Raw genomic sequence first — 23345 nt, 5'->3', positions numbered from 1 at the left:
AATTTTTTTTTGTTCCGATAAAAGCTTTGTTGCTTATTGCAGCAAGCCTCATATGCAGCGTGAAAGCGCTCGCTGTTGAAGAGCCTTATATGAATGAGCTTAAAGGGGTTCAGGTAGCCGTTGGAAAAGCATTTACAGTATCAGATGAAAAATTTAATAATACTGCATCCTGGGATTTGATTCAACAGAACATTGCTGTAAATAATATTGTTTCCTTTGAAATTAATTTTGACACCTCTATATATTTTTATAACCAGCCGTTTGAAAGTACCATTAATTTCAAGATTTATATCTACGGTAATCAGAGTGATACCAGCCTTATAACTGACTCGGTCACTCACTCAAATATTTCATTACAGGTAAGATACGATACAACTACAGGAAAACCATATAAAGGCATTGCGTTGTATAAGTTTACCGGTGCGCATAAATTTAGAATAAGGATACTTAACCTTACCTCACCACAACTAAGTCCTATTCCGGCCATCTTTAGGCTAAAAGCCCAGATTATTGTAGACAGGCAATATACTTTTAATGATAACAGTACTGACGTAACCCGTTATGCTGTGTTAAATGGAAACCAGTTGCAATTACAATGGACGCCATCTTCATACCCGGGGGCGGAACAGTTCGATGTGGAATATACTCACATCGATGGCATGAGCCAGGTAGCTGCTTCAATAAGGACTTATGTAATTAGTGGCGGTTATAGTGTGCCGGCTGATTCATTGAATAAATGGTTTAAGAATAATAATACAAGGGTAACTACAGCAGCTGCAGGTTATCTTTTTAATATTCCATATGACAGCGGATTTGTTATTTTTCGTATTCGCGGGGTGCAGCTCCATTATCCTGATGGCGTGCGGTGGGAGGGGAATTGGAACTACCTGGCGAGAGAATCCGCTGCTTCCTGTACTGCTCCCGCCTGTCCTTCAGGTGTGGTGTTTTTCAATCCGCATGAAAGCAATCTTAACTGGCAATACACGGTGAGCTTTGCTGAGGAGGGTAAGAAAAAGGAAGTGATCTCTTATTTTGACGCAAGCCTCCGTAACCGGCAAACCGTTACCATAAACAATTGGGATAATAAAAACATTGTTCAGGAAACTATCTACGATGCGCTAGGGCGGCCTGCAGTTAGTATTATGCCGGCGCCTGCTGATGACAGCACTATTCATTATTTCAGGGGATTTAACAAAAACAGTTCGGGCGATCCATACAGTTTTACTGACCTGTTGTATGGGTCGAATTGTTTAACATCCGTTGATTCTGTGACAAACGTATCCGGTGCCGGTCGTTATTATTCAGCCAATAATCAATTTTTAAACAGGTACTATTATGCCAAATACATTCCGGCTGCAGACGGGTATCCGCTTGCTGCTACAGAATATATGGCCGACAATACCGGCAGGATCAGATCGCAAGGTGGAGTAGGGCCGACATTTCAACTGAACGCAGGCCATGCAACCAAATACTTTTATGGTAAGCCTTCACAAACTGAACTAGACAGATTGTTTGGTACTGAGGTCGGAAATGCAAGCCATTATTTGAAGAACATGGTGGTTGACCCCAATTGCCAGATCAGTGTAAGTTATGTAAATGCCAGTGGTAAAACAATTGCCACAGCGCTCGCCGGTGGCGCTTCGCCAAACTTGCATGCATTGCCTTCAACTGCAGGGGCAAGTATACAGATGTCAAATGATATGATGCAGCCAGAAGATTTTGAGCGCAATGGCGCAGGTCATTCTGTTCAGACCACTTCGACATTTCTGGCGCCGGTGACAGGTACATATGTATTTAATTACCGGATTGATCCGCTAAGGATGGAAAAATTGTATGGGCCGAATAAGGACAGTGTGATCTGTAATAACTGTTATTATGACCTGGTTATAACGATAAAAGACAATTGCAATAATATTGTTGATTCCATCATGCGTGGCGCCGGATTTGTGTTTGACACATCTTGCACCAACCAGCCCGGTGCTATTGTGGGAACCTTTAATACTGACATCACTGCTATTGGGGAATATTACGTTAATTATAAACTGGTCGTAAGCAGGGATGCGCTTGATTATTATGACAGTGTGCACCTGGTAAAGAATTCAGAGCTCAAAAGGCTGAATTACTTTTTACTGGAAGAATTGAAGAACACTGATTTTTATGGATGCTACAGCCAATGTGAAACTTGCCTTGATGCCCTGGGAACCAAAGAGGAATTCACCCAACGGTTCAAAGTCTTTTATACTACCGATTCCCTGGCCTTTACTCATAATGATTCGTTGTTTGTATTGTCGTTATACGATTCATTGTATGCACATTGCGTGTCCATCCAGGGCGAGTGTGCTACCGGTATATGCGATGAGAAGCTGGAGCTGTTAAAAATGGATGTATCTCCTGGTGGGCAGTACGCTTTATATCACAGCAGTAACAATTCGCTCAGCGAACCAACTATCAACGTACTTGCTAAAAGAAACCAGATCGCTTTCTTTACCGATCCTTTTGGGAGTCGTGACTCGGTGCAACTGCACAATATTAATGGTGAGGATTCGGTAAAACTTGATGTAAAGGATCTAAGCGACTCGCTGTTCATTGCTTATTGGAAGGATAATTGGGCCGATTCGCTCGTAAGGTTACATCCTGAGTACTGCCGTTATTTATGGTGTATTGCCAATTCTGAAAGTTATGAGTTTGACAGTAAGATAGAGGATTGGCAGGACGCCGACACGGCAATGGCATTTGGATGGTTCAATCCAAATAAATACGATTCCATCCTGGAACATGATCCTTTCTTTTTGTCAGGAGGTAATGGGTATTCCCTGCGTAACAAAATGAGGGATGACCTGTTGAAATTCTCTCGTACTTATGCTGGTACCTCTAAGCCCGACAGGAATATTTTACAGTTCATCGATATCGTATTGTATTGTAACAATCAATACAATGGTTGGGAAGCCTGTCAACCCGATAGCGCCTGCCGCAGTCGAAATCGTGAATGGTTCCTGTATCAGCAATTATACCTGAATTTAAAACAGAAGTATTATGAAGAAGCCCGCAGGACCAGCAGCGATACCATATTTTCCAATTGTGTAAATTGTTATATAGGCAAGGATGCGGTTGAATTTTTAGGTATTGTTCCTGATACAGGGGCGTATGTGCCCTTTAGTTCCAGCAACTCCTGTAATTACAATTGCGCAGGCGGTATTTATGATCCATACGACAAAAGCAATATATCACTGTATATTGAATACGGTAGTCCTGATAGTGAACCAACGGGAACGCCTGCAGGCTATGGAAACTGCCGGTTCTACAGTAACTATTTGTTGCAAAAGACGGTTAACAGCAGTTGCCAGTACTTCAATGTATGGGTATGCACCTATGATTCAACCTGTAGCGGCGTTTGTCCACCGGTGACAAGCTACCCCTCGTATTGCCCGGATAATCCTAATGCATCCTTATACCAGAATAAAGATCGCCGGTACCCGGAATATGTAAATTCAGAAAGTTTTATCAATGATGTGTTGAGCAGCAACCCTCAGCAAAAGTCAACTGAGTATGGAGAGCAGGTGATCGTTGAATGCCAGTCAACCTGTGAAGCACAGGCCGATATCTGGATTAAACAGTTGGCACGCTGTACAACCGACACAAGCAAATTAGCTCAGTTAAAACAGGCACTGATTGATATCTGCGCAGCAGGGTGTAGTGCTGAGCGGCCTTTTGGGTCATCTACGATTCCAGATACAACAACGGCTACTTACCACAGTTTTGAAGAGGCTATGTTAGGTATTTTGGGGACTGGATCAGTAAATGATTCGTGCACGGCAGAGCTGTTGTCAAATCCCTATCCCTACGATAAACAGCCGGTGTATGGGCAGCGGGTTATTGTGCAGAGTAACTATGAAATATGCCAAAAAGTAACACTTCAAAAAAAGGCCTGGCAAACAAGCGGATTTAACGGCTCTTTCCACGCTTATCTACAAAAGCAATTTGGGACTGGTTATCACCTGGATTCAACGGAATTGGATGGCCTGCTTAATAGTTGTTCCAATTGTAGCGGCATTCTGAAAAATGATCTGGTATTGCCGCTTGCATTTGAACCCGATGCGTCGCCATGTGCGTTATGCGATTCAGCAACAGCAGCACTTACGGCCTTCAACACTAAATTCCCGTCAATAGATTCAACCCGGAACGATTATGAGCAGATATTTGCCAATTTCTTTAACCACCGGTTTGGTTATTCCCTTACGTTTAATGAGTACAGATCCTTTTTAGACAGTTGTACTGCTAATCCATTATATTCGGTAAGCCTCTGTAATAAGCCAGCCACTGAAGAGGCAACCATTGAAAATAACAATGACGGTTGCATGGCAGATCTGTTTGCCACTGCGCTAACAAACGCCAATAATACATACGTTGTTTATATTGATTCGGTACGGCAAGATTTCCAGGAAGCCTATTTGACCCGGTGTTTAAATGTACAGCCCGCTTTGAAGATGACAGCGGAATTGTTCGAATATCATTATACGCTCTATTATTATGATCAGGCAGGCAATTTAGTAAAAACCATTCCGCCCGAAGGTGTCGCATTACTCGACAGCAGTGGTCTCGACCTGGTAAAACAATGGCGCCGCTTACAAAGCGAAGGCTGTTACCAGTATTCAGATAGTATTCATCTCGATAACAATGCGCAGATCACCTGGGCGGTAACAGACAGTTTTGAAGCCAGGTCATACACCGGTGAAATGATGTTGAACCTGGATGCGCATGCCAACCAGGTGCTGATCTCCAAATTGAGTGAATACACTTATGATACTACTGGCGGAGTGAACTTCTTTTACCGTCATGCAGGGTTTGTTGCAAAAATTGAAAGCAATAAATTGGTAGTAAATGTATTTGGCATTGGCGCTGATACCATTCAACGAAAAGCGACGGCGGTATCTGTTCTTAATGCCCCATCAATTATTCCATTGCATCAATGGACGCATGTAGTTGTACAGCGAACCGGCTACCCGGATATTCCGGTACAGGTATGGGTGAATGGTAACCCGGTGGCATTGCAGTTTACGGTGAATGATCTAGATAGTGCGTCCAGATTTGGTGGCACTGCATCGCTGGTAGCCGGATCACACAATGCGCCTCATTTAACCGTTCCTGGAAAATTGCAGGGAACGATTAAAAACCTAAGGATCTATAACCGGGTATTATTGGCGTCGGAAATTAGACAGAATACATACAATTATTGCCAAACGCCGGCCAATAACAATGGGTTGTTATTTTGGAGCGCCATGAATAATGCTAAGGGTAACCTCGTTCGCGACCTGGTAACCCAGCAAGACGGAACATTGGCTGGATTTACCTGGCTGCCATTTGAAGGGGTTTTTCCGGAGCACCGGTTACCGACGGTTTATACCTATAATTCATTAGGCCAGGTATTGCAGCAATTTAGTCCCGACGGCGACACAAGCCAATTCTTTTATGACCGACTGGGCCGGTTGATCGTTTCACAAAACAAAGAGCAAAAAGATAGTGCTTCCTATAGTGGAGCTGCAAACCGTTTCAGTTATACAAGCTATGATGTGCTGGGACGTATCGTTGAAGTAGGAGAGAAATCTTCACCTACATCGAACATTCGTACTATCAATTTATTGGATACTACTGCGGTGAAGAACTGGCAGGCTTCGGGTACCAACAGGCAGGTGACTAAAACATTGTATGATGATCCGGTAAACCTTGATTTACAATCTTCCTCAACTTCCAGAAAAAGGGTAGTAGCCAGTGTGTATTTGGAAAATGCAAGCGACACTGAGGGAGATTCTACCATTTATAGTTATGATATTGTAGGCAATGCAAAAACCCTGGTGCAACATGTGAAGGCGCTTGTAGCTGTGGATGCCACTAATGGCAAGAAAAAGATTGATTATGATTATGACCTTGTAAGTGGTAAAGTTAATGTGGTAAGTTATCAGCAAGGGAAAGGCGATCAGTTTTTTTACAAGTATCAATACGATGCTGAAAACCGGTTAGTAAGAGCCTTGACCAGTCGCGATAGGTTAATTTGGAATGAAGATGGAAGTTATGTGTATTATCTGCATGGGCCGCTGGCACGATCTGAATTAGGGCATTTGAAGGTGCAGGGTACTGATTATGCGTATACACTGCAGGGCTGGATAAAAGGAATAAATGGAGATGAAATAAATGCAGCAACAGAATTAGGAGGCGATGGGAAGACAGGTTCTATATTCAGCAGGGTATCAAGAGATGTATATGGCCTTCAACTAGGTTACTATAACAACGATTATAAACCAATTGGAGGCAGCAGTTCTCGGGCTTTTGGTCAACATGGTTATACGGCGCCATCTTCCCTGGCTGCTACGGGTAATCAATTATTCAATGGCAACATTAGTTTTACCACCCTTGCCCTGTCAAAAATAAATAGTGGCGCAACAACCGGTTATTCTTATGGCTACGACCAATTGAACCGGCTTGCTGAAATGCGACAGCATTCAACTTCCGGCAGTTGGAGCAACAGTAATATTATAAGTGCATACAGTGAGTCTATATCCTATGACGCCAATGGAAATATTTTAAAATACCTGCGTAAGGGCGCAAATGTTACTGGCCTGCCCCTGGATATGGATAGTTTAACTTACAATTATAACAGGGGTATAAATGGTAAGATTGTAAATAATAAGCTGAATTACATCAGTGACCAGATAAGTGCAGGCAATTACACTGTAGATATAGATAATCAGGCTTCAAATAATTATCAGTATGACAAGATCGGGAATCTTATAAAAGATGTTGCGGAGGGCCTGGATACGGTACGCTGGACGGTTTACGGTAAAATAAACCGGATTGCGAAGAGTGCAAGTAACAAGGTAATCAACTTTGGATATGATGCAGGAGGTAACCGTACTTTAAAGCAAGTGAATAATCATGATACGGTAAGCAACACATTTTATGTAAGAGATGGGCAGGGAAATATGCTGGCCGTTTATGAAAATTCATCTGTAAGTTCAGGGGTAAAATGGGTTGAACAACACTTGTATGGAAGCAGCAGGATTGGAATGTGGCAGTGGGATACTGTGGTGCCGGCATTACCACCCGTGGCGCAAAATACAAGTCCACTTTATGACAGTTTACTCGTCGGTAGCCGTAGCTATGAGCTCGGCAATCATTTGGGAAATATACTGGCAACAGTTAGTGATAAAAAGATCGGGAATGACAGTAGTGGCATAATAAATTACTACATTGCAGAAGTTCTTTCACAGAATGATTATTACCCGTTTGGAATGTTGATGCCTGGAAGAAGGTATAACGTTAGTAGTTACAGGTTTGGGTTTAATGGAAAAGAAAATGACAATGATGTGAAGGGAGAAGGGAATCAGCAGGATTATGGGATGAGGATTTATGATCCGAGGGTGGGTAGATTCCTTTCAATTGATCCTCTTACTACAGGATATCCATGGTATACACCTTATTCATTTGCTGGAAATAAACCTGTTTGGAAAATTGATATAGATGGTTTGGAGGAAGTAACAGATGCTAATGAACAATATTGGGGAACACAACCCAAGATTGATATGACCAATGCGCCCGGTACAAGTACTAATGCAGCAGGTCATGTCCGAAATGGACTTTGGCATGCGAAGCAAGCATATGCATTAAAACCTGAAATGTTTAGTGAGGCTGCTAAAAACGCAATATTTGTTCAAAAAGTAATGCCAATTGTGGATGAGCAATGGGTTAAATATAATCCGGCAGCTGCTGATTATATTGGACAATCTTTAAATAGTCATCATATCGATGGAGAAAAAATGGCAGTATTAATTCCAAGAAGAATGCATTATGATAAATTTAGCGAGCTGCATGCTTACTTGAAAAACAAGGGTGACGTGACCAAAGGAGGAAAAGTAGGTGGCATGTTAGGAGGAGCATTAAATGTCATTGGAACAGTTTCGATGTTTAATCTAACTAACCCAGATTCATGGATAAATGCATTTGGCGCAGGCGAACAACCAGAGAGCTACATTGGGAAGGTAAAGAAGGACTTTGAAAATAATGTGTATTTAGAAGTTAATAGCGTAAAGTTCGAGTTTTCGCCAATATTAGATAATAATGGAAACCCAGTTGTAAAGGATGGCCAAGTTCAGAAATATCTTTCAAAGAGAATAGTTACAGCAACTTGGTATTCAGGATATATATGGGATGAAGATTCTAAGTCATACAAGGGAGTAGATAAAATTAAAACTACTAGCGAGGTTTGGAATTATGATTCAAATGGAAAAAGAAAAGTTGAAAAATTAGAATTAAATTAATTTTATGACAAGTGAATTGTTTGTAAAACAACTAAAACTATTAACTCCTTCAGTTGAAAGCTTTTCCAGGCTTGGGTATCCTCCTGATCTTGTTGAAAAAAATATTAAATCGTATATATGCTTGCCAGCAGATTCGGGCCAAAATATTATTTATGCTAATAGTGAGTTGTTAAAGTTAGTGTCATTCTACAATTGTTCAAGCGTTCAAGTCGGCTTAATTAATTTTAGGAGCGCAGTTGAGGAGATCGAAAACTATTATTTGATAGGCAATTTTGATGCCGATTTGCTGGCTGTTAGTAAGATTACATTAGAGGTGGTTGTATTGGATTACACTAATTTAGACTGGATAATATGGCATTGTGCGTCTAATGGTGCAAGATTTTTAGATGCAATTTTAGCAGCTGCGGAATGTATATCTCGATGTGTAAATGATACTAGCTTGGCGTATGACAATTCCTATACCCTTTCATATGTTTTAAAGTGCTCGCAATTAGCCGGCGGGGATAAGTACAAAGAATTCTACAAGACATTATTAGGATATGACGAATAAAAGTTCGAAAAAAGCTAATGCCGTATTTAATTGAGCCTGAAGTTTCCGGGCAGCTAGGAGATAACACAATTATGAATGCATCTCTTCATCCTCCCAAAGTGGAGCGTTTACACTTTGTATTTTATGGATGGTTAGGTGATGACTTAATTGAGTGTTTCCCGATTTTCTTAATTACTGAAAAATTAAAAAATGGACTTGTTGTTACAAAGTTGACTGGTTACGAAATTAAAGATTGTCAGATTGAAGAAAGTGATGAATTTAAATTGCTTCAGAATGTAACCTTGCCAAGGTTTTTCTGGTTTTTGGTAACAGGTAATGAAAAAGATGACTTTAGTATCTCAAACAAAAAACTGAAGGTTAGTGATAATGCCTTTTCGATTCTTAATCAGTATAATTTAGAAAATGCGTTGGTTTCGGATTCAGTCGGATAGAGGATCTATCAAGAAAATGCTCGCTAGAGGCGAAGAAAGGGGCCTTCTGGCAGGTATGCATAAAATAAGAATATTTTATTTCGGTTTCAACTTTTTACTTGTATCTGTAATGGCTTGTACCCAATCCCAAAAAAGAAAGTGTGGTGAGTTTAATATTAAGTACCCAGAGGTTTTATCAAAAATGCGAACGAATAAGGATACAGGAGTTTTAATTAGTGCATTGAACAATTTAATAGATAAAGATATAAGTTGTGTTGATGCATATCTTACACGTGGTGATTTATTTTATTATTCAGACAAGCTAGAGAAGGCAAAGAATGATTTTAGAAAAGCTTTTCTGTTAGATACTGCTAATATATATGCGTTATACAAATTGGGGCGATTATTCCAAGAAGAAAATATGTATGATTCTTCTATCTATTTTTTACAGTTAGCTATAAATAAAAAAAAGCGAGGTGATTTGTAGACTATAATCAAGTGAAGGAAGAACTGGCTTCAAATGAAAATAAATATGATATTGAGTCAACTGAGTTAGTTTACAGACAGGCAGTATCGTATTATTATGCAAAAAAGTTGTCAGCTGCCTTTAATGGATTTGAGTTTTGTATACAGAATAAATATAGGCTAGATAACTCCTACTTATATAGGGGGGCAATATATCTAACGAATAAGAATGATGCTAAAGGTTGCCAAGACCTGTTTGAATCAAAGAAACTAGGAAATAGGGATGCTGATGACTTTATAAAAAAGTATTGTGAAAAGCAGTAACGGGAGGATTTCAGTCTATACTTGGGAACTCGAAAAGAAGACCTTGATGAATGTATAGATAAAGTTTTGAATACTTTTTTAAAGTTAAAAAAAATACATGCATCGATGCAAGACTGGTATTTGACAAAGAGACCAAAGAAAGGGCAATTGGTGGTACCTATTGATTTAAGTTTGGAAGGAAGAAAATCACTTTTACTTAGAGGCCGATATTTTAAAGATGATGGTTCGTTGAACGAAGATTTAGGTTACTTGCTCTATTTGAAGTCAATTAAAGATTCTAGCAAGGCTCATGTTTGTCAATTAAATGCGGAAGCATTAGTGAATTAACACCAAATTCTGTAGTCTTAACCATAAGCAAATATGAAGGATATGACTACATTACCAAGGACGGGATATTGAAGACCATATATTCAAAACTTAGTGATATTTGGAAGCCCGACAAGGGTATACTTTTCCGTAACGAAGATGAAATTTTGCTTGGCAGTGAATCAAGGTTCAGTTAATACCTGTTGAGATAGAGGGAGTCCGAAATGGGCATTTATATTTTATTGCAGTTACATTAAATAGGATTCGGGATTTCGATTTAGTGCATGGAATGGTTTATCCGACAATAAAGCAAGTTCAATTTCTGTATTAGTAGGTGCATCGGATTTTATAATCCTTAATTGTACGGATTCTTTCATGAACACGATTATAAAGAAGGAAACCAACTATTGCGATCCTTAGAAATCAAATTGGGGAAAGTGGTAGTGCCGATAGAGGTGCTCGTGGCACGGATAATCCAAATGGAATAATTTAAAAGTATGCGCTACGCATCAGTTTATAAAACAAACAAGGTTCTAATATTTTGTTCTAATGCACAAACAACAGAGGGCGTCAACTTATCCATACCACCGTATATTCACTTAGAAAAAGATGCAAATGCAGTGGATGTTACGAATGCTATTAATAAGGTCATTGAAGGGAATCAATTTAATGTGCCTCATCCAAAGCACAATGAATGGGAAGAAATAAGCCAAAAGCACCTGGCAGGATTGGGTATAAAATCTTTATCTATGTTACACAAAAAGGCAATTTATTGCTCTATTTATGAAGATTCAGAAACGCTGATTTTTTATCCTGCAAGAAATGCTGGACAAACACGCGGATATGAGTTTATATCAGATATGCATATAAAGGTTCCAATGAATGCTTCGGCTGATCGGATATTTGCAGCGCTACAAGAAACATTACTAATAAGCGAGAATGCTGGATTATCAATGTAGCATATATTATCTACCGGCAAGGTGCAGTACAATATACACTAATGCTTGTAAATCTAATATGGAATTACTTAAGTATACTATTATTCTTATAAAGGATTCGGTCTTAAGACTTGAGAAACAGTAATTGGTGACATGATATAATAATCTACTATTCAGTGAAATTTTTAAGGGATATACTACTAGCTATCATATTATTTTTTGTTTCATGCAATATAATAATGTATTTAACAGGCTATTCAGCATTTGATGATTGGAGAATTACTAGAAGAATTGGAAGAACATGGAGTATGATTGTGTCAAATAATTCATTTTTTATAATAGCCATTCTTCCAGGTGTAGGTTATTTAATAGTAAATCAAAAATTGAAAAACAGTAAACGGAAATTATTAATTAAAGAGTTTGATGATATTGGATAAGAAAACTGGTATAAACGAGTAATGAATATTTTAAATAAGGTCATATGAAGGCAATTAAGGTAATTACATTACGCTGTTTAGATTAATGACATACCAAATCTGCCATTTTCGAGTTTCATAATAGTTGGAGCCATCTCAAATAATAGCCCTTACTATAAAACCGTCTTGAATGAAAAAGATAGTCCTTTTGCTGATTGTAGCTCTCACCTTTTCAAAAGCTAATGCTCAGTTTGTACATAAGATAAGAGCTGATAGCGTTTTAATTACTAACGATTCGTGTACAGCTGAGCTTAATTTGGAGAATAGTACGAAGCATATAAAAGGCTTTTTGTATAATAAAAGTAATGGCCGTACTGAGTTCAGAAAGATAGAAAAATTGAACGATTCTATGTTGGTTTTTGGGGGAGATACCGTAGGTATAGGTTGGCCTTCAAGTCAATTGACTTTGCAACAAGTTACAGGTTATGGCAATACAACCAGTAACACTATTAAACCATACCCCAATGCACTACCTGTGGGTGCGAGTACTGATAGTGTCGTTGTTTGGTCTGCCAATGATAGTTTATTGAAGAAAATAGCACCGTTACAGACCTTTGCTCAAACTGCAACGGTAACAGTTTCCAATACCACATCTGAAACTACTTTAATCGGTAGTGGCACTGGTAGCTTAGTTATACCTCCAGCTGCCTGGGGAGTTGGAAAAAGTTTCGAAGTAACTGTTCAAGGAATTTATTCAACGGATATTGCTAGCCCAACTAGTATCACTCTTAGATTAAAGCTTGGGTCAACCGTTATTGCTTCATCCGGGACTATCACCATGAATCCCAACAGGATTAATATACCTTTTGTTTTACAAGCTACAATTACTTGTATAAGCACTGGTTCTTCTGGATCAATTTACACTTTTGGTGATTTGTATAGAGATGGAAAAACAAATGCAGTAAACAATGGCAGTAGCGCCTCCACTATCAATACTACAACAAGTCAAACATTAAGTGCAACTGCGCAGTTAAGTGATTCTTCTAATGGCAATTCGTTATCTGCTTTTGTTGTTACTCTTGATCCTGTTAATTGATAGGATCTTTATGTACGGATTATATTGCGTTATGTTGGTTGGGAAATTTTGAGATGAAAGAAGTTTTAGTATACAGAGGATGTCGTAGACTTTGTATTATAAAAGAATTTATAAAATTACTTGCATGAAAAAAATTGCTCTTCTACTAAGTATCATCTTTTTATTGAGTAAGGCCAATGCTCAATTTGTTCATGTGATAAAAGCTGATAGCGTTTTAATTACTAACGACTCTAGTACAGCGGAGCTTAATCTTGAAAATAGTACGAAGCATGTAAAAGGCTTTTTGTATAATAAAGGTAATGGCCGTACTGAGTTTAGAAAGATGGAAAAATTGAACGATTCTACGTTGGTTTTCGGGGGAGATACCGTAGGTATAGGTGGGCCTTCAAGTCAATTGACTTTGCAACAAGTTACAGGTTATGGAAATACAACCAGTAACACTATTAAACCATATCCCAGTGCATTACCTGTGGGTGCGAGTACCGATAGTGTCGTTGTTTGGTCCGCATCGGATAGTTTATTGAAAAAGGTTGCGCCCAGGCAGACATTTGCTCAAACTTCTACTGTTACGGTTAGTGCTACAGATGTACAAACCACGCTTACCTCGTCCGGAGCGGGAAGTTTGACAATTCCTCCAGAATCTTGGTTCGTTGGAAAAACATATAAAGTAATTGTACACGGTACATACTCTACTTCTAGTACAAATCAAGCTGGTATAACAATTAAAATAAAGTTGGGTACTACTGTGGTAGCTCAAGGCTCGCTTAATCCAGCGGCGAATAAAACTGATGTTGCGTTTGAATGCCGAAATGAGTTCACTTGCAGGGCAACCGGTGCATCTGGAACTGTTTTTTCCATGGGAATGATAAGAAGTGCTGATAATATTGTTACCAAGTTAAATAATGGACCGAGTCCTACCTCGGTAACTCTATCGACAAGTCAGGCTCTCAATATAACAGCACAACTTACTAATAATGGTAGTGGTAATTCGGTTTCTGCTTATCTGATTCTACTTGAAGCTATGAATTAAGTAATAAAAGTACATTGTGATTAGAAGAACATTTAGCATTAAAGAAAGAGCATCCTTCTTAAATGCCGTCTCCTCAGATTAACAACTTGATAAAAGTCAAAAAATTGACTAAAAGGAGGATATTTCCCTTACAATATCCAATTATCTCATATCTATAAGTGTTTTCCTACTTAAATGTATTTTGACATATGCTGCATAATATCTTTCTAATAGCTTTTTTACTAACAGGCTTCCCTGTTGTTGCTCAAAAAACAGTTTTTTCTTTTCAAACCAGTAATGTTGATAGTACAAAAAAGTCGACTTGCGAATCTTTTGTTGTACCGGATGAAAAAGCTGGTAAAACAACTATCATTTTGAAAGGTAATGACAATGTTGAATACCTACTGCTCAATCGAGAATTTGAAGTGGAAGCAAAAGTGCTTCCTGCGAATGGACTTGTTAATACGATTTTTGGAAAACGCTATGAAAAATATCTGGCAGGAGTAAGAAATAATTTAGGCAGCTGTTTTTATTATATGATTGACAGGAACCATTTTAGCATAGAGATAGTGAATTTTACAAATAACTCAATTGTTAATAAGCCGATATTTGACAAAGCAGATGAAGAACGTAATATTGAATGGTTTACAAGTGAGGGACGTTTTTATTTGCTAGCGCTTAATGAAAAAAAGGGCGAACTAGCCTTACATATAGTTGACGAAAACGGTGTTGTTAGTCATAAGAATATTGCAGTTGATTTAAGTGGTTATAATCCTCAAAAACTAACGCTATCGGAGTATTTCTCTTATTCGCATGTGTTTTATCCTGGGCAGGAAACCGATTTGATTGAATCTACAGAGCTTACAAAAATTTATCCATACCCTGATAAGATCATTATGATTGTTGCTAATTATAATGAGCCGCCGCATATCTGGACTATTGATCTCCAAACTTATAATGTTATTAAAAAGAAATTTGACCTGAGTGGTTTTTCTGGATTCGTAGGGAATAAAGAAAAAATCTTCAATAACACCTATTTATATGGTGAAAATTTATTCGTATTAAATTCATCAAGGCAAAAAATTGAAGTGGGGATTTTTAATTTCAAAACAGGTCAATTGGTTCAAAAACATGAAATCACAGGATCATCAGAGGTTCAATTTATTGAGACTCCTGTTGAAATCTCTACCAAGGGCAAATTAAGGAAACAAAATATTATTGGAAGTAATAAGGAACTTATAAAAGAGTTGTCCAAAGGCACAGGTGGTATTGCTGTAGCACGCAATAACAAAGGCCAAATCATTCTTACTTGTGGAGTATATGATAAAGGAATGGCTTTATATTCTTATGAATATTGCCCGGGGGGAGGATTTCGGGCATATTCAACGCCAACGGGAACATTTTATGCGGGTCCAAACATTCCATTAAAGAGGTCCTACTCCGATGGTGCTTATACGCCTGGTTTTAAAGAAAGGTACTATTCGTACACCCGAACTGTCAACTTTAAAATAACTTTAGACAGTTCAGAGTTCAGATTGGTTGTCGCAAAAGAAAAACTGTCTAATATTGATAGAATTAATCACTACCTCAAAACTTTGCCTGAAGAAGCTCAAGCTATTAATACCTTCAAAATAAACAAAAATGATTATTTTGGTTACTACTCACCGAAAGAGCGAACGTACTTTGTAAAAGAAATGGAAAAGTAAGTTTATCTTCCCGAATACATCCGCTCATAATAAGTGGTATTCGTAGATGGCGCCGTAATGCGATATAAGAAATTATCCGGTATCCATCATATTTGATCTCAAAATTCCAGCCTTTCCGATCAAAAGCAGTATTGTGCAAACTTGCTAGCATTGGCTTTATGTTTTTCGGTACGTTCATAGCACCCGTATAAACGCTTCCATTATTTATCCCCTTTAATACATCGATTGAATTATTGTGCCATCTTTGTATCATGTACTCAGAAAAAGAATTGAATGATCTGGAGCAGTTTTTTGGAACAGTAGAATTACCGGAAGAAATAGAGGTAATGCAAGCTCAAAAAGTGATTGATGTCCAAAAGTTTATCAAAAATCATTTGGCATGTGCCCGCGCCAACATTGGGAAGAACACCTTTTCTTCTTTCTATGAACGCCTGGTAAAACTCAAAGAACTGCTACTACGGAATTAACCCATGCAATTCAGCCACTTTGCATCATCTTTATCCGACTGGGTGTTACGTAGTGTAAATGACTGCAGGAAGATCTAGAATTTTCAGTTTTCTTATGTTTTGTCATTGTCCTTGTTTAAAAGATACCGTTTTATCAATTTGTTTGAATTGGAAAGATAATTTTTGTCGGCTTTTTATTTTCGGCCATCTATTTTTTAATAATTAGATGTTCTTTTGCCGGATCGTTCAACATCCGCTCCATCACCACTTCGGCTATGTCCTGCACGTGCTGCTTGATCTCGAAAAACACCCGCTGGATCTCCTTCGGGTCATTGGCTTCTTTCGACTCCGGCAAGGGCTTAAAGGCCGCCTTTTCCGAAGCAAGCGCCTGCACATCATTAACGATGCGGCAATGATGGGCTTTTAATTCAATCGGCTGGTCCGGATTGTCAGCTGTGATCCCGACAAACTCACCGCTTGAAAGGCTGGAAATTGTGCTTGGTGGAATCGATGCTTCCAGCTGCTTTGAACGGCTGATCGACGTGTCGCTGCTGTTTATGGACATGCTCTCGCGGTCCTGCATAATTTTGGGAAAACGTTCGGACAAAAGCTTCGCGGTTTCGCCGCTTACCTGGCCGCTAATAATGTTACCGGTCATGTTGAATATGGCCTCCGCTTCCTCACGACTATAGACCTGTTTTAATTGGCTGTAATCCTGCAGTGCGATAATGCAGATGATGTCGTTTGATCGCCCCTGGCCGATCACCCTTAGTACGCTGGATGCGCGGATCGTAGCGAACTCATCATAAATGGTGGCGCACTTGTACCGGCCTGGTTGGTTAATGATCTTATTTAGGCGGTCACAGATCAACGATATGACCGGTGCCAAAGCATCTGCTTTCAGCGGGTCATTACCCAGACAGAAGATCTTTGGCTCTTTCGGGTTATTGATATCCAACGTGAAGTCATTGCCTGAAAGAATGTAATACAGACTGGGGGATGACAACCGGCCCAACGGTATTTTCACAGAGGCGAGTTGGTTGTCCACCGTTTCCATTACGTCGTTCAGGTAGGCATTGCTGAACGGATTAACCAAAGTTTCGATCTCCGGCTCATAATTCAGCACGGTGAACAGCTTATCGTAAGGAAGCTGGAGCAGTTCGATGGCATGGGGCAGTGTGCAATATTTACCGCCGTCAAACTTTTTCAAAAACCAGATCACGGCGGCCAGCAGGTTAATTGGGGACTCCACGAAAAATTCTCCTTGTCGGCTGGCCCACGTCTTGTTAATACTCAGCAGCATTGTTTTACTCGCTTCAATCGCATCCACGAGATCGTGCAGCATGTCCGGATACAGTGGATTGAGCCGGTGAATCGGCGTGGTGAAGTTTACACAGAAAAATTTTGGCTCTACCGGGTACTTATGCTTGTTTTTCAGGTAAAGGTTATAGGGCAGGTTGGTCAGCTCCGGATACTTGAAGTCAAACACAAATTGGGCGAACGATTTATCGCTGAGCTGCCTGATCGCATTCTCGATTATGTACCAGCTTTTTCCTGATCCTGGTGAGCCCAGCACCAACAGGCCCCTTCGAGGGTTGACATAATTGATCCACATCTTCCGCGTCCCGCCTTTTAATTTATAAACAGCCGGAAGGTTGATGGAATAAGGATTAGTCAGGAGCCGTTCTTCCTGCGGAAAGGTTTCGTTCGCCCGGTTAAAAACCTCATTACTCAATTTGCTCTTAATGATCCTGGAAAGTGTAACGCCGCCCGTTAAAATCAACAGGTAACCGGTCCCGGTAAGCACCATGTAGAGTTGGGCTACCTGCGTCAGCTCCAGTCCCTTTACGGACAGCACCAGGCCGCTTATAAAATACACAAGCAGTCCGCAGATTATATAGACATAGCACGTATGGTAATTGGATTTTGGATTTTTCCTGCCTTTCGCACCGACCAACGAAATCGCCAGGAAAAGAAGGGATACCAGTTTGGACCCGTTGAACTGTTTAAAGAGGCCCGAACGGCCAATGTTTGCCAGGAACCGATCGCCAATGGTGTGGGTCAATTCCCACTGCGCAAAGGCCCCGTAGCAGTAATAATAAAAGTGAATCAATAAAACAACAATGCTGATCATGCGCGTCATGTCGATGATCTTCCGTAGCCCGATTTCATTCTCACCTGTCATCGCACCCATATATCCTCCTTTTTTGTTATAAGTGAAGTCGTTTTTTCTTGCGTTTTTTCTTTTGTTGTGGTTGGTCAAAGGGTACCTGGTCCGAACCCGGTTCCGGTTGTAAAAGCACTTCCAGCAGTCCCCGTCCGGTTGACGGCAGCACGGGTTGCTTTTCGCCTTGTTTGGCCGGCAGATCTTTTTGCTCTGCAGGAAGGCGCGGGTGCACCTTCGGTTGTTGCGCCGGATTAGTTGTTTGCTCCTGCTTCTGCGCCGTTTGTGCGGGTTGCTGTTTTTGCTGAAGCGTTTGCGTTTCGTCCTGATTTTGAGTTTTTGCCCGCAGTCGTTCCTGAATGGCGGCGGCACTGTAATTTTTATGCAAATCGCTTCCTTTGAACATCACCTTTTTTTTGTGGTCCACAATGGTCAAACTACCGACCGACCCGTCCTTATTGTGGCGTAGTACCAGTTGGATGCTTTCCTTTTTCAAAACGGACTGTAAGTCGTCAAGCGTGGTGACTGCGCTTTTCAGCAGTGCCAGGTCAATGGCGTTTTTGATCCGCTGTTTTAGGGGCGCGCGGAGCGGCGCGTTTATATCAAAGCGTTTCTGCAGGTATTTCATCGTGGGTTTGAGGTAGAGATCACTCGCCTTGATGGGTACGCCGACCATTTTTCCCTGCTCATCCAGAACACGGTAGACAAGGCCGTTATTTTTGTAGACGCGCGACTTTTCACTGCCCTGATCGGCCATCACATTGTAGTGTTTGAGCACGGCGTTCAGCTCCGGCAGTGAGGTATAGTTATAATAGGGTAAGACCGTGTCCAATACATTAGTAATGGCGCGTTTTGTTTCACTCCGGCCGTATTGGACTTTGGCAGTATCAACGGGCTTTAATTCAAAGTGTTCTTTTTGCTTACGGCTGTCCGCCTTTACGAGTTTAAATTCATCTTCCAACTGGCGGCGGGCAGGTTCGGAAACACTCTTCCCGATATTGTGCGTGTTGATCGGTTCACCATCCTGTTTTATGATTGTGGAAACGATGTGGATGTGTGGGTGGCCGGCATCCCGATGCTCATACACGAGGTAGGGCTGATCTGCAAAACCAATCTTCTGCATGTAGGCATCCGCGATCTCCCGAAGCCGGTTTTGATCAAGCTTTTCAGACGGATCAAAATTCAGCGAAATATGTACCACGCTTCGCTGCCTGCTTTCCCGCAGTTGCATGAGTTTTTCCAGGCGTTTTTCCTTGTCGGTATAGCCAAGTTTTTCCGTGTCTTTTGCATATCCGGAGGCGTGGATAAAAGCAGCCTTTTTTATCTTTTTTTCCTGCCCGTTTTCGTCCTTTATTACGACGTCCTGCTTCAGCTTACTTTCGTTATAGTTCAGCACATTTTTAAGGCTGGAGCTGAACTTTATGACTGCAACCATTTATCGTTGATTTGAGCGATTTTTGCCTTGATTTCCTCAACCTTTGAGAGCAGCAGTTTGCGGGCGGATTCGTTTAGCGTTAGCCACACTTTTAACTCTGAAATTTGCTCCATTGAATGCAGCCTTTTGACGAGCTGATTGTAGTTATTTCCAATCGCGTTTAGCTCTGATCGCAGGCGAACCATCTCTGCCATAAAGTCATCCAGCGACTGGTTTCGCATATTCACGGTGACGGCCTTGTCGAGCAGCACCTTTCGCATATAATCACTAAGCTTGCGGCAGGTTGTTTTCGAAAACTTTTTGTAGATGCGATCGTACTCAGCCGGTGTAAGCCTTGCCTGCACCAGGCGGTTTCTTTTTGCTTTTTCACTCATCACGGTAGCATTTATTCGGTTCAAAAAAGATGTATATCCTGGTCTTCCAAATGACGCCCACGACTTCGGAGTGGGTGGCCTGTTTCTTGCGCGTTGTATGACAACGCTACATCTGGCCGATCGTAGCCAGCAGGCGATCTTACGCCCGCGTAGAACCAGGGTTTTCCTTCTGCGCGGTATGGTGCATTTGAAAGATGACCGCACGGCATGCGGTCGAAAAGAAAGAAACTACAGGTGCTGCCGGGTGCCCTGCTTTTGGCTTAAGCCGAAATTCACCAGCCAGTCGTTTAGGTCATTGTAATTCTTGTAGAGGTGTCGCTCATCGATGAACCGCTCTTTATCCAGCGACACCGCCTGGCCGACACATTTGTCACCGGTCTTGTCGTTGTCCAAATAGAGGTGGACTTTCTCGTGCTCCTGCATTAATGGCAGTTTGTCTTCAAAAAAAGATGTGGAGTTCAGGATAAGATAATTGCGCTGAGGCTCCTGCTGTTTGTCATACATCGCCTTGTAGGAAAGGAAGTCAAAAAAGCCCTCAAAAACAGCTACGTCCTTGACGCCATTATTTATAAAAGTGGGGACGTTAGGGGTACTTGCGGACTTTACGTATTCATTGCGCATCGCATAGCCGCCAGCGTCATTTTTAAAGCCAATACTGTAATACATTTTGCCTTTTAATTCGTAGTGTACTTCCTGGCAATAACGCTGCCCGATATGCTGCGGAATCTTTCTCTTTTTCATGTAGTTTAACAGCGCAAAGGAGGTTAAGGAGCGTACCGATTTTACCTCGATCTCGGCATCCTTTTCCTGCTTGGCCTTGATCACATGGGGCTGCGTCTTATGTGCGGTGATCGAAATGTAATACGAATCCATTTTCGCCAGAAAATCTTTCACTGAACAGTTGAAGTAGCGGGTGCCGAAGTTGACCAGGTCGCCGCCTTTTTTTTCGCCGCCGCTCCAATCATACCACTTGTTCAACTTGATATTCACCTTGAACGAGGGCGTTTTTTCATCGCCAAATGGAGAAAGATACCAGTAATGGATACCTCTTTTTTGATAGGGTTCAAAACCCAGCTTGGACAGGAATTCCACGATGTCCTTTGCGTTTGCTTCGCTGATTTTCATAAACACATTTTTCAAGTTCACAATTCAGTTGACAGGTGAATTTAGAAAGTCGGCACAACAAAGTAATGACCCCTGTATATTCTACATGGGTGCAATCGCTCCATTTCAAATCCGGTTCTCTAATTTTAAACCGTGAACAAGATTTAGTGAGAACGAAAGATTCGAGTATGTTATCAAGTAAGGATGTGCGGATCATTTATGAAACGCTGTTGGCCACCCCTGGCATGAACGATGAGGTTAAACTCAATCTAAAAATCCCCCGAAAAGCAGTTTTGTTTCTCTCCAAGGCGATTGAGATCGGCCTTCTGGTAAAGGCCGATCATGAAGCAGCGGGGCTGCTTCAGGCGGCTGACGCCGCCTCGCTGGAAAAGTTACAGGACATTACCGGTGACATCCTGGTTACCGCTGGCCTGTCTGAAACCTATGAAAAGATCAACGCCCTTATCAGCAATGGCAAGTGAAGTACGCAATGTTGTGTCGTGGGGTAAGGCGATCGCCAGTGGATGGCATCCCGGTCATTACCACTTTGCTGCGGAACATGTTCCGGTGGGGACCTATGAAGCGATACTGGACTTCAAGATATGGGCGAAGAAAGTAATGGCGATCAACTGCTACTTCACGGTAAAATCAACCAGCCAAAAAATTCAATTGACGGTATACTGCCAGGAAACAGGGCGCTATGTATTGCCCGGTGGGGCGATCGATTTTACTACCTGCCCTACACAAGCGGTTTACCTCATTGAAGTACATGCGGACCAAAGAAAAAGATCTGGTTTATCCAGGCCTTTATGAAATGTGAGAATGATTAGAGGCAATTATCTACATCTACCATTGAAATCTTGACAGTTATGAACGGTACAGTCGTTGATACGTAAGTTGTGCGCATAAAACGCCTGGATGATAGCGGATTAGTCCTTCAATCATCGCCGGACATGGTCGACAGTTTAGGTGATTTTTATCCCGATATTGGCCATTAGGCCGACCCTGACATTTACATTATAAGTGCCGTTATTCGCTATTATAGGAAATAGTGTCATTCCTTTTTTATCAGTGAACGTATGAGGAGAACGAAAATGGACCGATAACCAGTACCTGTGGGATCAGGCTTACTGGTCAAACGTTTGCATGTTTATTTAATTAAATTAGTTATCTGTGGTGGTAACAACAGGTAAGTAAGGCACCGTATCGTTTATGATGGCTTCGCGTACAGTAAGCAACTTGAAGATGATATATTTATGTAAAGACCACTCTTGTGGCCTGAATCCGTACGTCTATTAGCAGAACGGCACAATTATAATATGTGACGAATAATTTTTTTTCGATGCCTCTTGTTGTTATAAATTTGCATTATCCCTAACCAAAAGCTTACACACAAATGAAGAATCTTCAGTTGCCCGTTTTAGTTATTAGGCAAGTACACTTATACTACCAACAGGTTCTATTTTTAACTAGGTATTAGAATTTATTTGTTTAAGGAAAACATTAACCGTTCTTTTTAGGGGTGGCTGATTCGCCATGCGCATGGTTCAGATGCATATCAAAAATTACAGGCGTTTTGAGCTAACAAATTAAGGCGATGGAGCAGAATGAAAAATAAATAATACCTCTATTTAATGAAAAATAATCTTATCCTACTTATTTTATGTGCCGTCATGCTTTGTCATAAATCGGGAATGGCCCAGGATACTAAACATTCTTCAAATAGCATCCTTGATGTCCCTTCAACTTATTTCTCAAAGGTTGAAAACAAATACAATGACCTGCAGGAGAAAGTTACGAAGCAAACGGAAAAATATCTCCATAAATTATTTAGCCGGGAAAAGAGAATGCAGCGTAAACTGGCCAGAGTAGATTCTACCGGCGCCAAACAATTATTTGCCAACACTGAAAAGGAATATACGCAGATGATTGCGAAAGTAAAATCTGCGGGAGATAAAATATCAAAGAGAGGTGGCGGTTATATTCCAATGTTGGACAGTGTTAAAACCAGTTTGTCGTTCCTTGGACAAAACAGCAATTTATTGGGTCAGTCCAAAGAGGTACAGGAGAAATTAACAAGCTCGCTTTCTCAGGTGAATCAGTTGCAGGGAAAGCTTGAGCAGACCGAACAGGTAAAAGTCTTTATACAGCAGCGTAAGCAGCAGATAAAAGCCTCTTTGAGTAAGTATGCCAATCTCCCCCGTGGTATTACCAAAGACTTCAATGATTTTAAAGCGCAGGCTTATTACTACAGCGCTCAAATAAAAGAGTATAAAGAAATGTTGAATGAACC

Annotated in this window: 17 protein-coding genes; 13 read left to right on the top strand and 4 right to left on the bottom strand. The window is 40.7% G+C overall.

Features of this window, described 5'->3' with window-relative positions:
• Positions 1–59: 59 nt before the first annotated feature.
• The 10 genes from JUB15_RS28855 (at position 60) to JUB15_RS27840 (ending at position 15996) form a co-directional block, all read left to right on the top strand.
• Positions 60–8309 carry an RHS repeat-associated core domain-containing protein gene (locus JUB15_RS28855; RefSeq protein WP_207516014.1) on the top strand — a complete coding sequence of 2750 codons (8250 nt, stop codon included), beginning with the start codon at positions 60–62 and terminating at the stop codon, positions 8307–8309.
• Positions 8310–8313: 4 nt separating this feature from the next.
• Positions 8314–8859 (top strand): hypothetical protein, encoded by a 546-nt coding sequence (locus JUB15_RS27880; RefSeq protein ID WP_207516012.1) that lies wholly within the window; start codon positions 8314–8316, stop codon positions 8857–8859.
• A gap of 17 nt (positions 8860–8876) precedes the next feature.
• A complete protein-coding gene (locus tag JUB15_RS27875; protein ID WP_207516010.1) occupies positions 8877–9290 on the top strand; it encodes a hypothetical protein in 414 nt (137 codons plus the stop codon).
• The gene (locus tag JUB15_RS27870) at positions 9262–9756 is read left to right on the top strand and encodes a tetratricopeptide repeat protein (RefSeq protein WP_207516008.1); all 495 of its coding nucleotides are present in this window, start codon (positions 9262–9264) and stop codon (positions 9754–9756) included. Before JUB15_RS27875 ends, JUB15_RS27870 begins: the two co-directional genes overlap by 29 nt.
• Positions 9757–10163: 407 nt before the next feature.
• Positions 10164–10385 carry a hypothetical protein gene (locus JUB15_RS27865; protein ID WP_207516006.1) on the top strand — a complete coding sequence of 74 codons (222 nt, stop codon included), beginning with the start codon at positions 10164–10166 and terminating at the stop codon, positions 10383–10385.
• Positions 10386–10861: 476 nt separating this feature from the next.
• A complete protein-coding gene (locus tag JUB15_RS27860) occupies positions 10862–11323 on the top strand; it encodes a hypothetical protein (protein WP_207516004.1) in 462 nt (153 codons plus the stop codon).
• Between the two features lie 585 nt (positions 11324–11908).
• The gene (locus tag JUB15_RS27855; protein WP_207516002.1) at positions 11909–12814 is read left to right on the top strand and encodes a hypothetical protein; all 906 of its coding nucleotides are present in this window, start codon (positions 11909–11911) and stop codon (positions 12812–12814) included.
• Between the two features lie 124 nt (positions 12815–12938).
• Positions 12939–13844: a hypothetical protein gene (locus tag JUB15_RS27850; protein WP_207516000.1), complete on the top strand. Its 906-nt coding sequence runs from the start codon at positions 12939–12941 to the stop codon at positions 13842–13844.
• Between the two features lie 188 nt (positions 13845–14032).
• Positions 14033–15529 carry a hypothetical protein gene (locus JUB15_RS27845; RefSeq protein ID WP_207515999.1) on the top strand — a complete coding sequence of 499 codons (1497 nt, stop codon included), beginning with the start codon at positions 14033–14035 and terminating at the stop codon, positions 15527–15529.
• A 251-nt stretch (positions 15530–15780) separates the two neighbouring features.
• A complete protein-coding gene (locus JUB15_RS27840; protein ID WP_207515997.1) occupies positions 15781–15996 on the top strand; it encodes a DUF6965 family protein in 216 nt (71 codons plus the stop codon).
• A gap of 187 nt (positions 15997–16183) precedes the next feature.
• Here JUB15_RS27840 and JUB15_RS27835 read toward each other — a convergent pair whose 3' ends face one another.
• The 4 genes from JUB15_RS27835 to JUB15_RS27820 form a co-directional block, all read right to left on the bottom strand.
• Positions 16184–18169 carry a YWFCY domain-containing protein gene (locus tag JUB15_RS27835; RefSeq protein ID WP_207515995.1) on the bottom strand — a complete coding sequence of 662 codons (1986 nt, stop codon included), beginning with the start codon at positions 18167–18169 and terminating at the stop codon, positions 16184–16186.
• Positions 18170–18185: 16 nt separating this feature from the next.
• Positions 18186–19574, bottom strand: coding sequence for a relaxase/mobilization nuclease domain-containing protein (locus JUB15_RS27830; protein WP_207515994.1), 1389 nt, complete (start codon positions 19572–19574; stop codon positions 18186–18188).
• Positions 19559–19948, bottom strand: a complete 390-nt coding sequence (locus JUB15_RS27825) for a plasmid mobilization protein (RefSeq protein WP_207515992.1) — start codon at positions 19946–19948, stop codon at positions 19559–19561. The genes JUB15_RS27830 and JUB15_RS27825 overlap by 16 nt, the downstream gene beginning before the upstream one ends.
• Before the next feature lie 228 nt (positions 19949–20176).
• Complete coding sequence (locus JUB15_RS27820) at positions 20177–21073, bottom strand: DUF8464 domain-containing protein (protein WP_207515991.1); 897 nt, start codon at positions 21071–21073, stop codon at positions 20177–20179.
• 167 nt (positions 21074–21240) lie between these two features.
• On the opposite strand from JUB15_RS27820, the gene JUB15_RS27815 reads away from it, so the two are divergent.
• The 3 genes from JUB15_RS27815 to JUB15_RS27805 all read left to right on the top strand — a co-directional run.
• Positions 21241–21534 carry a hypothetical protein gene (locus JUB15_RS27815; protein ID WP_207515989.1) on the top strand — a complete coding sequence of 98 codons (294 nt, stop codon included), beginning with the start codon at positions 21241–21243 and terminating at the stop codon, positions 21532–21534.
• Positions 21524–21865 (top strand): hypothetical protein, encoded by a 342-nt coding sequence (locus tag JUB15_RS27810; RefSeq protein ID WP_207515987.1) that lies wholly within the window; start codon positions 21524–21526, stop codon positions 21863–21865. Before JUB15_RS27815 ends, JUB15_RS27810 begins: the two co-directional genes overlap by 11 nt.
• An 821-nt stretch (positions 21866–22686) precedes the next feature.
• On the top strand, positions 22687–23345 hold a 659-nt coding region (locus JUB15_RS27805; protein ID WP_500778639.1), incomplete at its 3' end, for a coiled-coil domain-containing protein.

This window comes from Longitalea luteola (genome assembly GCF_017356035.1).
Classification (GTDB): Bacteria; Bacteroidota; Bacteroidia; order Chitinophagales; family Chitinophagaceae; genus Niastella; species Niastella luteola.
This window is presented reverse-complemented; position numbering and strand designations above follow the sequence as displayed.

What these genes read in the sequence shown, in the direction of transcription:
- JUB15_RS27880 (WP_207516012.1), top strand. Translation starts at nt 8,314, where the DNA reads ATGACAAGTGAATTGTTTGTAAAACAACTAAAACTATTAACTCCTTCA.
- JUB15_RS27875 (WP_207516010.1), top strand. Translation starts at nt 8,877, where the DNA reads ATGCCGTATTTAATTGAGCCTGAAGTTTCCGGGCAGCTAGGAGATAAC.
- JUB15_RS27870 (WP_207516008.1), top strand. Translation starts at nt 9,262, where the DNA reads ATGCGTTGGTTTCGGATTCAGTCGGATAGAGGATCTATCAAGAAAATG.
- JUB15_RS27865 (WP_207516006.1), top strand. Translation starts at nt 10,164, where the DNA reads ATGCAAGACTGGTATTTGACAAAGAGACCAAAGAAAGGGCAATTGGTG.
- JUB15_RS27860 (WP_207516004.1), top strand. Translation starts at nt 10,862, where the DNA reads ATGCGCTACGCATCAGTTTATAAAACAAACAAGGTTCTAATATTTTGT.
- JUB15_RS27855 (WP_207516002.1), top strand. Translation starts at nt 11,909, where the DNA reads ATGAAAAAGATAGTCCTTTTGCTGATTGTAGCTCTCACCTTTTCAAAA.
- JUB15_RS27850 (WP_207516000.1), top strand. Translation starts at nt 12,939, where the DNA reads ATGAAAAAAATTGCTCTTCTACTAAGTATCATCTTTTTATTGAGTAAG.
- JUB15_RS27845 (WP_207515999.1), top strand. Translation starts at nt 14,033, where the DNA reads ATGCTGCATAATATCTTTCTAATAGCTTTTTTACTAACAGGCTTCCCT.
- JUB15_RS27840 (WP_207515997.1), top strand. Translation starts at nt 15,781, where the DNA reads ATGTACTCAGAAAAAGAATTGAATGATCTGGAGCAGTTTTTTGGAACA.
- JUB15_RS27835 (WP_207515995.1), bottom strand. Translation starts at nt 18,169, where the DNA reads ATGGGTGCGATGACAGGTGAGAATGAAATCGGGCTACGGAAGATCATC.
- JUB15_RS27830 (WP_207515994.1), bottom strand. Translation starts at nt 19,574, where the DNA reads ATGGTTGCAGTCATAAAGTTCAGCTCCAGCCTTAAAAATGTGCTGAAC.
- JUB15_RS27825 (WP_207515992.1), bottom strand. Translation starts at nt 19,948, where the DNA reads ATGAGTGAAAAAGCAAAAAGAAACCGCCTGGTGCAGGCAAGGCTTACA.
- JUB15_RS27820 (WP_207515991.1), bottom strand. Translation starts at nt 21,073, where the DNA reads ATGAAAATCAGCGAAGCAAACGCAAAGGACATCGTGGAATTCCTGTCC.
- JUB15_RS27815 (WP_207515989.1), top strand. Translation starts at nt 21,241, where the DNA reads ATGTTATCAAGTAAGGATGTGCGGATCATTTATGAAACGCTGTTGGCC.
- JUB15_RS27810 (WP_207515987.1), top strand. Translation starts at nt 21,524, where the DNA reads ATGGCAAGTGAAGTACGCAATGTTGTGTCGTGGGGTAAGGCGATCGCC.